Source organism: Occallatibacter sp. FHG110214_02 (assembly GCF_059115385.1).
Map to the genome: position 1 here is coordinate 131,221 of NZ_JBZYWK010000001.1, position 16,053 is coordinate 147,273.

General features: G+C 58.8%; 10 protein-coding genes. 3 read left to right on the top strand and 7 right to left on the bottom strand.

Annotated features, from left to right (window positions below; all coding sequences use genetic code 11):
- The first annotated feature begins 9 nt into the window (after nucleotides 1-9).
- Entirely contained in the window at nucleotides 10-2,985 is a 2,976-nt protein-coding gene (locus tag AC5S3R_RS00535) for a restriction endonuclease (protein WP_494264650.1), read from the top strand.
- Between the two features lie 168 nt (nucleotides 2,986-3,153).
- On the opposite strand, the gene AC5S3R_RS00540 is transcribed toward AC5S3R_RS00535, so the two are convergent.
- The 4 genes from AC5S3R_RS00540 to AC5S3R_RS00555 all read right to left on the bottom strand — a co-directional run bounded on the left by AC5S3R_RS00540 (nucleotide 3,154) and on the right by AC5S3R_RS00555 (nucleotide 6,332).
- Nucleotides 3,154-3,561, bottom strand: coding sequence for a cupin domain-containing protein (locus AC5S3R_RS00540; protein ID WP_494264651.1), 408 nt, complete (start codon nucleotides 3,559-3,561; stop codon nucleotides 3,154-3,156).
- A gap of 335 nt (nucleotides 3,562-3,896) precedes the next feature.
- Nucleotides 3,897-4,169 (bottom strand): hypothetical protein, encoded by a 273-nt coding sequence (locus AC5S3R_RS00545; protein ID WP_494264652.1) that lies wholly within the window; start codon nucleotides 4,167-4,169, stop codon nucleotides 3,897-3,899.
- Between the two features lie 114 nt (nucleotides 4,170-4,283).
- Nucleotides 4,284-4,817: a hypothetical protein gene (locus tag AC5S3R_RS00550; RefSeq protein WP_494264653.1), complete on the bottom strand. Its 534-nt coding sequence runs from the start codon at nucleotides 4,815-4,817 to the stop codon at nucleotides 4,284-4,286.
- A 9-nt stretch (nucleotides 4,818-4,826) separates the two neighbouring features.
- The gene (locus AC5S3R_RS00555; protein ID WP_494264954.1) at nucleotides 4,827-6,332 is read right to left on the bottom strand and encodes a di-heme oxidoredictase family protein; all 1,506 of its coding nucleotides are present in this window, start codon (nucleotides 6,330-6,332) and stop codon (nucleotides 4,827-4,829) included.
- A 302-nt stretch (nucleotides 6,333-6,634) separates the two neighbouring features.
- Between AC5S3R_RS00555 and AC5S3R_RS00560 the strand changes: the two genes are divergently transcribed.
- On the top strand, nucleotides 6,635-8,956 hold the full coding sequence (locus AC5S3R_RS00560) for a tetratricopeptide repeat protein (RefSeq protein WP_494264654.1): 2,322 nt from the start codon (nucleotides 6,635-6,637) through the stop codon (nucleotides 8,954-8,956).
- Nucleotides 8,957-8,964: 8 nt separating this feature from the next.
- Here AC5S3R_RS00560 and AC5S3R_RS00565 read toward each other — a convergent pair whose 3' ends face one another.
- On the bottom strand, nucleotides 8,965-10,053 hold the full coding sequence (locus tag AC5S3R_RS00565; RefSeq protein WP_494264655.1) for a 4Fe-4S binding protein: 1,089 nt from the start codon (nucleotides 10,051-10,053) through the stop codon (nucleotides 8,965-8,967).
- A 175-nt stretch (nucleotides 10,054-10,228) separates the two neighbouring features.
- Between AC5S3R_RS00565 and AC5S3R_RS00570 the strand changes: the two genes are divergently transcribed.
- Nucleotides 10,229-12,811: a tetratricopeptide repeat protein gene (locus AC5S3R_RS00570; protein WP_494264656.1), complete on the top strand. Its 2,583-nt coding sequence runs from the start codon at nucleotides 10,229-10,231 to the stop codon at nucleotides 12,809-12,811.
- A gap of 156 nt (nucleotides 12,812-12,967) precedes the next feature.
- On the opposite strand, the gene AC5S3R_RS00575 is transcribed toward AC5S3R_RS00570, so the two are convergent.
- Both AC5S3R_RS00575 and AC5S3R_RS00580 read right to left on the bottom strand, forming a co-directional pair.
- On the bottom strand, nucleotides 12,968-13,561 hold the full coding sequence (locus AC5S3R_RS00575) for a sigma-70 family RNA polymerase sigma factor (protein ID WP_494264657.1): 594 nt from the start codon (nucleotides 13,559-13,561) through the stop codon (nucleotides 12,968-12,970).
- Nucleotides 13,562-13,734: 173 nt separating this feature from the next.
- The gene (locus AC5S3R_RS00580) at nucleotides 13,735-16,053 is read right to left on the bottom strand and encodes a GH92 family glycosyl hydrolase (protein WP_494264658.1); all 2,319 of its coding nucleotides are present in this window, start codon (nucleotides 16,051-16,053) and stop codon (nucleotides 13,735-13,737) included.

The window sequence follows — 16,053 nt, forward strand, 5'->3', positions numbered from 1 at the left end:
GCGATGACGATGAAGCTGCAATTTGATGCCAACCAGCAGTACCAACTTGATGCCGTGGCGGCGCTTACCGGCCTCTTCGATGGCCAGCCCCAGGGCGCGCCCGAGTATTCCGTCATCGAGATGGGAGGGATGGATGGCATCTTCGCAGGACAGCAGCAGAGCGAGCTTGGCCTTGGCAACCGGCTTCTGCTTGCGCCGGAAAAACTCCACTCCAATACCCGCGCGGTGCAGGCCCGCAATGACATTGAAGTGGCCAATCCGGCAGCGCCGCTAGAGTCGTGGGAGCTATTCGATACCGCCGCGAATGCGATCCGCGAGTGCCCGCATTTCTCCGTGGAGATGGAGACCGGCACCGGCAAGACCTACGTTTACCTGCGAACCATCTTCGAGCTTTCGCGCAAATACGGCTTTCAGAAGTTCATCATCGTTGTGCCAAGCGTCGCCATCCGCGAGGGCGTTCTCAAAAACATTGAGATTACCGCTGACCATTTTCGCGCGCTCTATAACAATATTCCCTTTGAGCACTTCGTCTATGACGCAAAGAAGGTGAACCGTCTCCGCCAGTTCGCGGTAAGCAATACGCTGCAAATCCTTATCATCAACATTGACGCTTTTCGCAAGAACTTTACCGGCACAGAAGCTAAGCAGAAGAGCAACGTCATCTATAAGGAGAGCGATAAACTCTCAGGCCGCCAACCTATCGAGTTTGTACAGGCGGCGCGGCCCATCGTCATCATTGACGAGCCGCAGAGCGTGGACTCGACCGAACGAGCGCAGGAGGCTATCAAGGCGCTGAACCCTCTCTGCACGCTGCGCTACTCCGCCACCCACAAAAATCCGTACAACCTTGTCTATCGCCTGGACCCTGTGCGCGCCTTCGAGCTTCGCTTGGTGAAGCAAATCATTGTGGCCAGCGCCGCCGCCGAGGGCGGGGCGAACGATGCCTTTGTCCGCGTGGAGCGTATCGACTATAAGAAGGGCATCAAGGCCAAGCTGAGGATTCACAAGCAGACAGCGGAAGGCCCGAAGGAAAAATCCGTGACCGTGAAGAACGGCGCGGACCTGTTTCAGCTTTCTGACGAGCGCGCCGCCTATGAAAACGGCTTTGTGATTGCCGAGATTAACGCCGAGCCGGGCAATGAGTTTGTGCGGTTCAATAATGGCCGTGTCTTGCGCCTGGGCGAGGAGTCCGGCGGGATGCGTGAGGATGTGTGGCGTGTACAAATCAAGACCACGGTCAAGAAGCATCTGGAAAAGGAACTTCAACTTCGCAGTCGCGGCGTGAAGGTGTTGAGCCTTTTCTTCATTGACCGTGTCTCCAACTATCGCGATTACGACGACGCCGGAAAAGCGGTGAAAGGCAAGTTTGCGGAAGTCTTTGAAGCCACGCTGGCAGAGCTTGCCCAGAACCCGCGCTATGCCGTGCTCGAATGGCTGAAACTGCCGGCCGGAGCGTTGCATAACGGCTACTTCGCACAAGACAAGAAAGGCGCGTTGAAAGATACACGCGGAGACACGCAGGCCGATGACGAAGTCTACAACCTCATCATGAAGGACAAGGAGCGCCTGCTTTCGATGGAGGAACCGCTGCGCTTCCTCTTCAGCCATTCGGCCTTGCGCGAGGGATGGGACAATCCCAACGTCTTTCAGATTTGCACTCTGAATGAAACGCGCAGCTCGATGAAGAAGCGGCAGGAAATCGGGCGCGGCCTGCGTCTGCCGGTGGACCAGAACGGCCAGCGCGTCTTTGACGAGTCCGTAAACAAGCTGCTTGTCATGGCGAACGAGAGCTACGAGGACTTTGCGCGCGCCCTTCAGGCGGAATACGAGGAGGAGTGCGGCGTTACCTTCGGCAAAGTGCCCATTACCGCTTTCGCGAAACTCTTGCGCGTGGTGGATGGCGAGGAAAAGCCGATTGGCCGGGATGTAGCTCAGATTATCTACCAGGCCCTTGTAGCGCAGAAGATGATGGACGCAGACGGGCGCATTCAGTCCGCCTTCGACCCAAAGAAACCGGACTTTAAATTGGAATTGCCGGAAGGGCAAGCGGACCTTGCTTCCGCCGTGGTTGATTTACTGACCTCGTATCAAATGGAACGCCACATCTGCAAAGACAAAGACGAAGGTCCAAACTGGCTCAAAAAAGAAGTGCAAATCAGCCCCGAATTTCAGGAGCTTTGGGAGCGCATCAAGCCCAGGACGACGTATTGTGTGGAGTTCGAGACGGATACACTGGTTGCCCGCGCTGTAGAGGGCATTAAGCGTATGGAGAAAATCCAGGCTCCGAAAATTCGCGTGAGCACGGGTCAGCTTGATGTGAAACGCGGAGGAATTGACGCAACGGCTGTGAGCGTGTCCGAGGATCGAGTTACGCCGGCTTCCTATCCTATCCCCGATGTACTGGCGTATTTGCAGAATGAAACGGAATTGACCCGTTCCACGCTGGTTCGCATCTTGAAAGAGTCGGGGAGGCTAGCCGAGTTCTTCATTGATCCGCAGAAATTCATGGACGCCGTTGCTGACATCGTCAAATACGAACTCCACCGCCTGCTTGTAGACGGCATCAAGTACGAGCGCATCGACGGCGGGCCAGGGGCGGAGTGGGAGATGATGCAGTTCAAGAACGAAGAACTTATCAACTACCTCACAGCCTTGCAGGTGCAGCACTCCGTTTATGAATATGTCGTCTACGATTCCGAAATTGAGCGGGAATTCGCCCGCAAGCTCGATCAGCGAGCCGACATCAAGCTCTTCTTGAAGTTGCCAGGATGGTTCGAAATTGATACGCCTGTGGGAAAGTACAATCCCGACTGGGCCATCCTAAAGCAGGACGACCATGCCATGTACCTTATCTGCGAAACAAAAGGCACAAAAGATTTTCTCAAGCTGCCAACACAGGAGGCAGATAAGGTGCGCTGCGGGAAACGTCACTTCGAAGCCATCGGCGTACCGTTTGCCGTTGCAGTCACTGCGGAGGATGTCTAGGCCTTTGCCTGCAAGTCCCGTGGTTCATGGCCCGGCACATGAATCCCACTCTAGAGAACTATTATGGCAATCCCCGTTTTGCCTCTACAGCCAACCTCACAATCAACGAAGTAAAGCCTCTAAGCGAGCATTTCATCTCTTTGTTGAATCGAACGAGAGCGGCAGCAATCAAGCAGGGTGTTTCGCCATCACCTTAATGAAGTAGAACGTCATGCGTGTCTGCCCGGTATTGCGGACGCCATGCAGCATATCGGATTCAGCAAAGACCATGTCGCCAGTCTTTACCTGTGTGGCGACGCCATTCACAGAAAACTCTCCCGTTCCTTCGCCAACAATCATGATCTCTTCTTCGACATGCCGGTGTGGTGGATGCGGCTGCGCTCCCGGTTCCAGCGTCACAAGACCGGAAGCCAGCGCGGCAAGTTGCTCTGTCGGCCCATTGAAATGGACATAAGCCTTCGCGCCAGGCGCTGCGCCCTCCGACTGAAGGTTTTCCACCTTCACTACACTGCTTGAAAGCATAGGCCCGCCGGTCTTCGTATCCACATGCGTAATTTGCTGTGCTGTTTGTGCCACTGCTCCAGGTGCCAGAGCTGCTCCCGCCAACGCGGTTACAGAAGCCAAAAGTTCCCGCCGGTTCATCCTTCACCCTCCGCGGCAAGTGTACAAGACAAGCAAGCCCTTGAATCCACATGTCAGGGAAGGGAATGCAGCTCCGGCTCGCATCATCGGTTCTTCCTTAACGATGGCCCAATCGTGACGCCACTACCCGAGTAGTTCGTACCCGAGTGATAGTTAGCGTTCAACAGCCACCACACGCGGCGTAACCGGCACAGCCTGCCCCACGGCCAGCGGAGCCAAAACAGAAGCAGAAAGCATCACCAAAGACAAATATCTCTTCCATAACGGATTCATAAAGGGAACTCTCGACCCTTTCCGCCGCCTTCGTTGGCAGCTTCACTTTCCTGAGCAGCAGCCGTCTGCGTGCTCATCCTCACCGGCAGGCTCTGTCCGCAGAACGGGCAAACCATCGGGCTCTGCGAAAATCCAGTGCCAACCATCAGCGTGCGTTCCTCTTTCTCCACGGTTATCTCCCGCCGCATCGTGCGGGTGCCGCCTTGTTCCCACGTCGTCTGGCGAAAGATGCTCGCGTGTTCATGGAGCCATCGAAAAATCTGGATCATCGATCCACACCTCTCTGTCTTCGCCAGCCGTCATGCTGTGCAGGCGCAAAAGTTCCCAACCACGGCTTTCAGCCGGTCCCGGATACGCATCAGCATGAGGAAGAAACAGCCCACTCACTTCGGCACAAGCGGGCTCGCCCTGAGCTTTGCGAAGTCAAAGCTCGCGCTTCGTGCCGGCTCAGCCTTTCGATACACGCCGACATTCGTCACGTTCTTGCCTGCTTCATCCCGCGAGATGGTTGTAACGGTCATCACCTTGCCATTGGCCGAAACCACTCGGCGGCTCGTCGCCACCACTTGAAATCCGCTGGTGTAAGTAGCCAGCACAACATTAGGCGCAACGCGCTTCAGCGAAACAGGCAACAGCAAGCCGTTGTTTCCCAGCACAGAGACAGGCCTTCCATCGTAAGCAGCCGTGTACTCTGCTTTGGATAGCCGCCCACTCGCCCATTCGGAATCGGAGCGGTAGTGAATCTTCTCTCCCTGTGCGCTCATCTCAATCGTCATCTGCTTCGGGCAACTATCATCGGCATACTTTGACCTCCGCACATCCAGAACCCACTTCCCCAGGAAAGGGTCCGAAGCGAAAAGAGCCGCGGGTGAAAGCAGAAGCGTAATCGCCGCAAAGCATCGCATCTTTCTAGTCATCGTTCTCTCCTAAAGCGACCGCAGAAAATCGAGGATCGCCTGCTTGTCGTTTTCACCCAGCGCGTTAAAGCGCATCACCACGCCGTTCGCTTCGGAAGGACCATAGCGAAACGAGTCTCTGTCCTTGTTGGGGTTGTCGCCGCCATCCGAACCCGGCGCAGAGAAGTGGTCCTGGATGGCAACCGCCAGGTCCTTCGTCCTGCCGTCGTGCAAAAGGTAGAGCCGTTGCCCCACGCCCCACAGCGGCGTCGTGCGAAACTCATCCGGCCCCGCATTGCCCTGCACAACGTTGTCCGCAAGCGTCGCGCCCATGTGGTGAACCAACAGGTCCGAGTAGAGATTCACCGTCTGCCCGCGCAGCGCCACCGTCATCGGCCCAATCTCTTCCGCAGCCGTCGCAGGATTCGCAACTCCCGGCGTACGGAACGAAGCCGTGTGGCAAAGCGCGCAACCCACTTCGCCGAACAACTGCCTGCCCCGGCTCGCACTCGCAGATAAGGGCCCCGGCTGCGGCGCATCCACAAAGCGCATGAACTCCGTGAACATCAACCACGCCGGCATAATCTTCAGCGGATTGTTGTACCGCTCATCATCCACGCGAGGAATATCGAAAGCCTCGTAAGACAAATTGCAGTCCGGGTCCTCGCTGCGCATAATGGGGAACAAGTCATTGCTGATCCCCATCTCCACGTTGTAAGCCTCACCGGCAAACATCGTGATGGACGCATTCTGCGCCTTCCACCCAAAGCGGCTGATCGTTCCGTTGTTGGCAACAAGGTTCGGATGGCCATGAATCCCCAGCCGCTGCTTCACCTCGCGGTCCGCATTCATATTTGCCACAATCGCCGAGTCCTGAATCGCCTCAATCAACCCCAACCCAAACAACTGCAGCGGAATCCGGTAAGCAAGATTGCGCCGCTCCAACTCGTGTTCAAAATCCGGCTGTTCCAGCTTGCATGCCGGAGCATCCGAGCGCCCCTGCAGCGTAAACAAGCTATGCACGCCACCATCGCGGCTGCCGTCGCGATTGAATTTGAACCGCACCTCCCGTATCGCCCCCTCTGGCTCCTCAAATCTCGGAACCGTGTTCGTACCGCCAAGCCGGTGCGCAATCGCCTCCGCTGGATTCTTCTTCGGTGAGCTACCACCCAGCGCAGGCTGGCTGTGGCAGGTAATGCACTGGTCCGCATTGAACACCGGCCCCATGCCTGCCGAGTTCACCAGCCGCGAAGGCGAAAAAGGATTCGTCGGGTCAGGGTCTGCCGGAGGAACATTCTGCGGCTGCTGCACGCACGTGTCGCACGTGCCCTCCAGCTCCGACACCCGCAGCAGGCTCTCGTTAAAGAGCGCAATCTCATTCGCGCTCAGGCCGGGAACAGGATTCGGAATCGCACTCGCCGGATTCGGTCTCGGCCCAGGGTCCTTGGCCCGCTGCCCCCATGGCTGTCCGGGCGGATTCCCCCATCCAAACTGCGCGGAAGCACGCTCCGCAGTCGTCATCAGGCCAACCAACACAACCAAGCCAAGGCAAGCGGCTCTAGGAAAATAAGCAACTAGCTTCACCGGGATAAGTTCTCCTTCGTTCGTCTCTGCCAACACGCTAGGAGCAGACCGGAGAGCGCGAATAGTACAAAAGCGACATCGCACTGCATGCTTTTGAACATTGCCCGCCTCTCATCCCGCTGGTACAGTCAAACCAGCAGGCGCTTCTCCTCCGTTGTTTGTCAGCATCATGGCCACAGCCTGCGGGAAACACCAGTGACCAGTTCTGACGAGTTCTGAACACTTTGCTGGGTTCTTTCAAGTCAATGGAGACATTGGAGATATTCCAATTTGGCGAGTTTCAGGTCGATCCCGGTTCGCGCACGCTGAAACGAGGAGAGGAGACACTTGCGCTCAGCCGCCGCGCCTTTGACGTGCTCATCTACCTCGTCCGCAACCCCGGCAAAGTGTTAAGCAAAGAAGAATTGCTCAAGAATGTCTGGCCGGACGCCTTCGTGGATGAAAACAGCCTCGCCCAGTGCATCTCCGTCCTGCGCAAAGCCCTCGGAGAAAAGCCCGGCGGCAACAGCTACATCGTCACCCTGCCCGGCCGCGGCTACCAGTTCGCCTGCTCCGTACAACTAGCTCCCGCCAACCCGCCGCCAGCCTTAGAAAACACTCTCCCCAGCGGCGCCCTCTATAAGGAGCAGACAGTCCGCACCAGCGTTGTCACGCAGGAAGAATTAGTCCAGCCCAAAAGAAGCGGCCTCGCCCCCCGCGCAGCCCTCGCCGCCGTCCTTCTGGCTGCCATCGGCCTCGGCAGCTTCTTCGCATGGAGGCACTGGCACCGCATCCCGCCCTCGCCCGTAGTCGTCTTAGCCGATCTCGAAAACGCCACCGGCGAGGCCGGCCTTGGACAGGTTCTCGACAGCGCCGTCACCGCCGACCTCAAGCAGTCGCCTTACCTCAACTTCCTCTCCCGCGTACATCTGCAGGAGACCCTCACCCAGATGCAGCAAAAGCCCGACGCCCCACTCACGCCCACCCTCGCGCGAGAAGTCTGCCTGCGCAATAACGCGCAGGTCATGCTCAAGGGAGTCATCGCCAGGCTCGGCCAGAAGTATCTCTTCACCCTCGACGCCACCGATTGCGTCTCCGGAAACTCCCTCGCAACCAGCAAAGCCGAAGCCGCCACCGCCGACGAAATCTCCCACGCCATCGACACCGCATCCGCCAGCATAAGAAAAAAACTAGGGGAGTCCCGCTCCTCGATTCAGCGCTTCAGCACCCCGCTCGTCCACGAAAACACCGGCTCGCTTGAGGCTCTGCGAAGCTACTCCAGCGCCCGCGCCCTCGCGCTCCAGGGAAAACACGCCGATGCCATCCCTCTCTTTCAACGCGCCATCGAGCTGGATCCAAAATTCGCTGTAGCTTACGCGGACCTCGCCTCAACCTACGGCAACAGCGGCAACCGCGTACAGGCAGTCGCCAATCTCACCAGGGCCTATGAGCTGCGCGACTACGCCGACGAGCGCAATCGGCTGTACATCACCGCCGTCTATCACGAAAACGTCACCGGAAACATGGAAGAAGCCCTGCGCAACTACCGCAACTGGATGGAAATCTATCCGGGCAACCAGTCGTCGCCGGGCAATATGGCAAACATCTACACGCAGCTAGGTCAGGATGAGGCCGCCATCCCTCTCGCCAGAAAAGCGCTCGAACTCAGCCCCGACGACGCAATCCCATACGTAGTTTTAGGCCGCGCCCTGCTGCATGCCGGGCAGCTCGACGCCGCCAAATCTATCTGCGACCAATCCGTCGTCAAACATCTCGACGGTGCCGACATGCACTCCCTGATGATGGAAGTAGCCGCAGCCCGCAACGACACCGAAGGTGTAAAGGCACAGCTCGATTGGGCAAGGAGCCACAGCGCAGCCACCCGCGCCAAGCTCAATGAAGCGCTTCTAGCCTTCGAGCAAGGCCGCATCCATCAGGGCCAGGAGACATTTGCCGCAATCGCCGATGCTTATAAACAGCAGGGAGCAACCCAGCAGTACGTGATTTACCTGCTAGCCTCCTCCCGAATCCTCGCCGAGACAGGCCACATCCCGGAAGCCCGCGCCCTGCTCAGCTCCTACGAAATCCCCGACGGCTCAATGGACCCGCTGGTAGCCTTGGCGGAAACAGGAGACACCGCCCGCGCCGAGCATTTGCTGAGCCAGAAACTTGCACAACATCCCCAGGACACCCTCTGGAACAGCTTCAAAGCCCCGCAGATTCGTGCCGCCGTGTTCTTAGCGCAGCACAAGCCGCAGGAAGCCGTAACAGCCCTGCAGCTCTCCACACCCTACGAGCTCCGCACCCTTGAAATCCCCTATATCCGCGGCACAGCCTATCTCGAAGCCAATCAGCCAGCCGCCGCCGAAAGGGAATTCCGCAAAGTCATCGACCATCGCGGCGTCGATTCGCTCTCGCATCTTTATCCGCTCGCCCACTTAGGCGCAGCCCGCTCTCTCGCTCGTCAGAACAAGCCCGCGGAAAGCCGTGTCTTCTACGAAAATTTTTTCGTGCTATGGAAAGACGCCGACGCCAACGAGCCACTACTGAAACAGGCACACGAAGAAGCCAGCAACATCATCCCCAGCACAAAATAGCCAGAAGTCTACATCCCCGGATGATTCACCTCATCCGCACGCGGCACAAGGTACTGATACACATGCACCGGAATGTTTGATTCCCAGTGATGCGTAGCCTTCGCATAAACAACCGCTCCCAGAAAAATCACAGCCAGCGCCGCCGCAACTCCAACCGGAGCAACCACCCGCTTCCGCCAGCGTTCCGCGCTTGATTCTCCACGCCTCGGCGGCAGCGCAAACTGTAAAGCATTCTCCGCCGGGCAAGCCGCAACGCAAGCCATGCAAGCGCTGCACTCCACCGAACGAATCTGCACCAGCTGGTCCACCGGAAGATGCGCCGGGCAATCCCGCGCACACTTTCCGCAATCGATGCACGCCTCTTTATCGCGTCGAATCTTTACCGGACTCAGCAGCGAAACCAGCCCCAGCAGCGCGCCATAAGGGCACAGATAGCGGCACCAGAAGTTCTCCACCAGTGCGGAAAGCAAAACCAGCACGCCCACGACCAGCGCCCCTGCCAAGCCAATCTCGCGAAAGAAATTCAGCATCCGCACATCGGCAACCACGCCATAAGGCGAGCCCATAAAATCTTCCAGCGCCTCTGCGGACATCATGCCAATCATCACCGCAAAAAATCCAAACAGAAGATATTTCAACCCTCGTAGCGGAATATCCACCCACTTCGGCAACTGCAGCGAGCGTCCAAAAACCCGCCGCCCAACGCGCCAAAGATTTTCCGAAAGCGTCCCCACCGGGCAAAGCCACGAGCAGAAAGCCTTCTTGAACAACAGGCTCATCGCAACAAACGCCAGAAACAAAAACATCGCCGCAGGATGAACCGCCGGAACGCTCCCGGTCACAAACAGATACTTCGCATTCATCAACCCGGCAATCGGCAGCCATCCCTCCACGCCCGCCGGCCTTTCGATAAAGAACCCCTTCGCCCCGCGCTCGAAATATCGCACCCAAAGATAGAACTGCAACCCCATCCACAGATTCAGCGCAACAAAAAGCCACTGCACAAGATGCCGAACGCGCTGCGAGCGGTCCGCACCCACTCGCCGCACAAGCTTCTTCTTCCCGGAGCCAACAGGATTCGTAGCCAGACTCGCCATCGTGCGCCTCTCTTCTGCTCGCAGCCTAGCCCGCACAAGAACAACCCGCAGCGACCTGCGTCACAGCATTTTCACCGGAAATTCGCAGCAAGTTCCCCCACCAACCCCACCCCGTCCCACCATGCAATCAACTTCCTGTCCCATTTCCACACATCTGTTGTTACCATTGCCTCCAATGGAACCTCTGCAGTCGATTGAGGATTGGGCCCGGCTTCAGGAGCTCTTTGACGGAGCCCTGCGGTTTGAAAACCCCGCCCAGCGCGAAGCCTGGCTCACAGAAGCCTGCCGCGACCAGCCCGACCTCCGGGCCAAAGTAGAATCCCTGCTCCTCGCCGTCACCACGCACACCCACATCGGCGCCGCCATCGGAGCCGCCGCCGCCAGCGTCGTTGCCGACCAGGAAGAGGCCGTGCTCCCCACCATCGGCAGCCGCCTCGGCCCCTATCAAATCACCGGCGTCGTAGGCCGCGGCGGCATGGGCGTCGTCTACAGCGCCATCCGCGCTGACGACGAGTACCGCAAGCAAGTCGCCATCAAGGCCATGCGCGGTCTGCTCACTCCCGAGCTGCGCCAGCGCTTCCTAACTGAGCGCCAAATCCTCGCCAACCTCGACCACCCTAACATCGCGCGCCTCCTCGACGGCGGCACCACGCCCGAAGGCATGCCCTACGTCGTCATGGAGTACGTCGATGGCCAGCGCGTCGATACCTGGTGCCAGTCCCACAACCTCAACCTCCGCGACCGCGTCCGCCTCGCCGTTGAAATCGCGCACGCCGTGGACTACGCCCACCGCCACCTCATCGTCCACCGCGACCTCAAGCCCGACAACATCCACGTCACCGAAGACGGCACCCCCAAGCTCCTCGACTTCGGCATCGCCAAGGCGCTCAACCCCGAGTGGGCCGCCACGCCCTCCGTCGTCCCCGGCCAGATGACCACCGATGTCACCCGCCTGCTCACCCCCGACTACGCCAGCCCCGAGCAGGTCCGCGGCGAACCCGTCACCACCGCCACCGACGTCTACCAGCTAGGCGTCCTCTTCTACCGCCTCCTCACCAACCGCCGCCCCTTTGAGGCCAGCACCACGCGCATCAGCGAATTGGAACGCCTAATCTGCGACGTTCCCCCACCCAAGCCCAACCTCAACCCCGATCTCGACCAGGTTCTCCTCCACGCGCTGGAAAAAGACCCCTCGCGCCGCTATCCCTCGGCCGGAGCGCTAGCCGACGACCTCGAGCGCTACCTCAACGGCTTTCCCGTCAAAGCCCACGCTGCCTCGTTCTGGTACCGCGCCCGCAAATTCGTCGAGCGCAACCGCATCGCCGTCACCGCCGCATCTCTCGTCGCGCTTCTCATCGTCGGTTTCTCCATCGGCATGTCCATCCTCTCCGTGCGCCTCGCCGAGCAGCGCAACGCCGCCGAACGGGAACTCAAGCGCAACGCCCAGGTCTCCCGCTTTCTTGAAACCGTCTTCACCTCCGCCGACCCCGACTACGTGCAATCCCGCGTCTTCACCGCCCGCGATCTGCTCGATCAAGGCGTAGCTCACATCAACGACCTCAAGAACGACCCGCAAGCCACGCACGAGCTTCTCGATACCTTCGGCAACACCTACGGCCACATCGGCGACTACAAGCAGTCCGAAGCCCTGCTCCTCCGCTCACTCGCCCTCTGCCGCCAGCTCTACGGTGCACGCTCCCTGCAGGTTGCCGAGTGCCTGGACGATGCCGCCGAACCCGCCTTCCGCGCCAGCGACTTCGCCCGCGCTATCAGCATGGCCCGCGAAGCCCTCGACATCTACATTGAGCGCAAAGGCCGCTTCAATGAAGACACAGCCGTAGCCATGGACAAGGTCATCACCGCCTACGAGTTCAGCGGCGACATTGCCAACGCCGTCATCGCTGCCCGCGAAGGCGTCGCCATCCGCGAAAAGGTAGACGGCCCCGACAGCCCCAAGCTCTTCCCGCCGCTCGTCACGCTGGGCCGCTCCCTCGCCGCGCAAGGCTCCTACGACGAAGCCGAAAAAATCTTCCAGCGCAGCCTCGCCTCCAACCTCAAAACCGACGCCAGCAAAAACAGCCGCATTGGCGAGCTGTACAACCAACTGGGCCTTGTCTACACCTCGGAGGGTCGTTACCCCGAAGCCGAAAAAATGCTGCAGAACGCCATCGACGCCCGCAGCCGCTTCTTCGGCCCCACGCACAACTTCACCATCATCTGCCGCTCCAACCTCGCCCGCCTCTATCAGCAGCAGGGCCGTTACAAAGAAGCCGGGGCAATGCTGCACGCAGCCTTTGACCAGTACGTCAAGAACGTCGGCATCGTGAGCCGCTACGCATCCGGCGGGCAAAGTTATCTAGGCAAGTTTTATGAAGAGCAGCACCAGTTCGCCACCGCCGAGACCTATCTGCGCCAGGCTCTCGAAACCCGCCGCAAGCTCTTCGGCCAGCAAAGCGTCGTCGCCGCCCATTCTCTCGTAGATTTAGTCCGCGTCCTCTCCGACGAAAACAAAACCGGCGAAGCCGCAGGCATGCTCGACGAAGCAAAAAGCATCTTCGCCACGCACCCCACCACGTCCCTGGAGCAAGCCTCGCTGCACATAGCCGCCGCACATCTGGACATGGCCCGGCACAACTGGCCGCAAGCGCAGCAGAGCGTACAAAAAGCCTTAGCCCTCTACCGCGACAACGCCCCACTAGGCAAACCCGACATCACCACGACAGAAAATCTACTCGCCAAAACCCAAAGCAAGAAATAGCCTTCGTTCTCTTACAAAATCAGACGGGTGCGGGTGCCCCAGGTCTCCTTCTTTTGGAGACCTGGGATAACACTACTGACAACTTGAGCTTTGTATCAGGGCACGACTTCAGTCGTGCCGAAAGAATCATTAAAGAGGAAAGGGCTTTAGCCCCCGCTACCGCAGCTTCCCATAAGACTGCAGTTCATTCCCCAGCCACGCCCGCGCAAACTGCAAATCCCGGTTCACCGTAGCCACCGAAATCGAAAGCACCGTAGCCGCCTCGGCAGTATTCATCCCGCCAAAGTAAACCATCTCCAGCAGCTTCGCCTTGCGCCCATCCTGCTGCGCCAGTCGGCTCAACGCGCGGTCCAGATCAAGAATCTCCGCCTCGCCATATCCATTCACGGAGTCCACCGCATTCAACTGCTCATGCAGCGTCACCATCTCCACACCGCCGCCACGCTTCACACGGTTCGCTGACCGTGCATGATCCACCAGGATGCGCCGCATCGTAATCGCAGCCACCGCAAGAAAATGCGCCCGGTCCTGCCACTCAACCTCTGCATCGCACAGCCGCAGATACGCCTCATGAACCAGCGCCGTTGTGCTCAGCGTCTGTCCCGGATGCTCCCGCCGCATATACTGCCCCGCCATCTTGTGCAGGTTCTCATACACCAGCGGCATCAGCAGGTCGAGCGCCCGCTCGTCGCCTCCGCGCCACGCATGCAGCAGCCGCGTAACAGATGTTGTGGAAGATTCCGTATCCATAGAACAGAAGGCCCCAGATTGGACGACCGGCGGCCCCACCCGTCATCCCCTCGTCATCATCATTCTCATTTTTCAGGTGCAACGGTCAATCTGCCGTCGGTAACGTGCCGCAAAAAAGCAGAGCCCCGGCCGGACTCCAGCCAGGGCTCTGCATCATTCTAGCGCGATATTGTTTAGCTCAGCTTCAACGACGGCGGAGCCAGCTCCGGCGCCGCGCCAAACGAAGTATTAGGCTCCGCTCCAAGCTCCAGCACTATCCGCCCGCCATTCGCAATATCCTCATGACGGAACCACGCGCGATCCTGCTTCTTGCCATTCAGCGTAAAGCTCTGCACATACGCATCACTCGCCGCGCCGCGCTTCACTTCCACCTCAAGCTTCTTCCCGCCGCCCAGCTCAACCGTAGCGCGTTCCACCACCGGCGAGCCAAGCACATACGTCCCGCTCACCGGATTCACCGGGTAAAACCCAAGCGACGAAAGCAGGAACCACGCCGACATCTGTCCCACGTCCTCATTGCCTTCAATGCCGACAGGTTTATCCCAGTACATGTTGTCCATAATCCAGCGCACCCGCGCCTGCGTTTTCCACGGCGCGCCGGCATACACAAACAGGTAAGCAATATGATGCGAAGGCTCATTGCCATGCGCATACTGCCCAATCATCCCGGCAATATCCGGCGGAGCATCCGGCGGCAGCGTCGAAGGCACCGTAAATAGCGAGTCCAGCTTCGTCAAAAACTGTTCCCGCCCGCCAAACAGCGCAATCGTTCCCGGAGCATCGTGCATCGTGCCAAACGTCGTCTGCCACGCATTCGACTCCGTGTAATCGCGCCACTTGTCGCTGTGCCCCATCTCAATCGGGTCAAACGGCGTAGCAAATGAGCCGTCCTCCAGCTTCGGCTCCATAAAGCCGCTCTTTGCGTTGAAGTAGTTGCGGTAATTGATCGAGCGCTTCCGCAGCGTCTCCGCATCATCCGCATGCCCCAGCTTGTCCGCTACGTGAGAAATCGCCCAGTCGTTATAGCAATACTCAAACGTCTTGGAAATCGATTCACCCTCGCGGTCCGAAGGAATGTAGCCCATCTTGCGGTAATACCCAAGCCCGCGCCAGTTATCGTCAAACGCGCGCTTCCGCATCACCTTGTAGGCGGCCTGCTCATCAATCCCCGTAAAGCCCTTCACAATCGCTTCCGAAATCACACTGGCCGAGTGATACCCGGTCATCGTGCCTGTCTCGGTGCCTTGCAGCGGCCACACCGGCATACCCGCCGGACTCTCTTCCGCCATCCGCACCAGCGTATTCACAAAGTCAGGAATCCGGTCATGCTGGAAAAGCGTATACGCCGGATGCGCCGCGCGGAACGTATCCCACAGCGAAAAGGTCGTGTAGTTATGCGTACCCGCAGCAAGCTGGTGAATCTGCTGATCCATCCCGCGGTACTGCCCATCCACGTCATCAAACAACTGCGGTCCCAGTGACATGTGATACATCGCCGTATAGAAAATCCGCTTCTGTTCCGGCTTCGCAAACTCCGCATGAATCCGCGACAACTGCTCGCGCCAAGCCTTCTGCGCGGCTATGCGAGTCTTAGCAAAATCCCAATCCGCCTGCTCAGCCTTCAGGTTCTTCGCCGCACCCTCCGCGCTCACGCCAGAGACGCCCGTCCGCACCAGGATCGCTTCATTCGCATGCGTCTTGAAGTGCAGCACAGCCTTCAGGTTCGTCCCCTCCAGCTTGTCCTTGCCCTCCACCAGCTTGTCATCGGAGTAGAACGTCACGCGCTCCGGCTGCTTGGAAACCTGCAGCGTGAAATAAAGCTTTCGTCCATTGCCCCACGCATGCGTCACATGCCCGCCCGCCAGCGTATCCGGCCTGATCTGCACCAGCTCCGCCGACTTCACGGAGGACTTTCCATTCGTCAGGTAGCTGTGGTTCAGGTCCACAATCAGCCACGCATCCTCGCTCGCCGGAAACGTGTACTTCTGCAGCCCTGTCCGCTCCGTAGCCGTCAGTTCCACCTTTACCTTCGGGTCCTGCAGCACAACCGAGTAGTACCCCGGCTCCGCAACTTCCTCATCATGAGAAAACCGCGAGCGGTATCCCTCTTCCGGATTCGTCCGCGACCCAGGCACCAGCTTCACTTCGCCCACACCGGCCATTACCAGGAAATCCAGCAAATCCCCGCATCCCGTACCGCTCAAATGCGTATGGCTGAACCCCATAATTGACGTATCCGACAAGTGGTATCCCGAACACCAGTCCCACTCGTCGTTAAACGTGTCCGGGCTCATCTGCACCGCGCCAAACGGCAGGCTAACGCCCGGATAGCAGTGCCCATGCCCTCCCGTTCCAATGCGTGGATCAACCCACTTCAGCGGGTCCGCCGCGTCTTTCCCGGTAGGTACAGAGAACACAGGCAACGGCAGAGCGGTGGCGGCGCAAAGTGCGCCCGTAGACTGCAAAAATCGGCGGCGTGAGATAGATTGCAT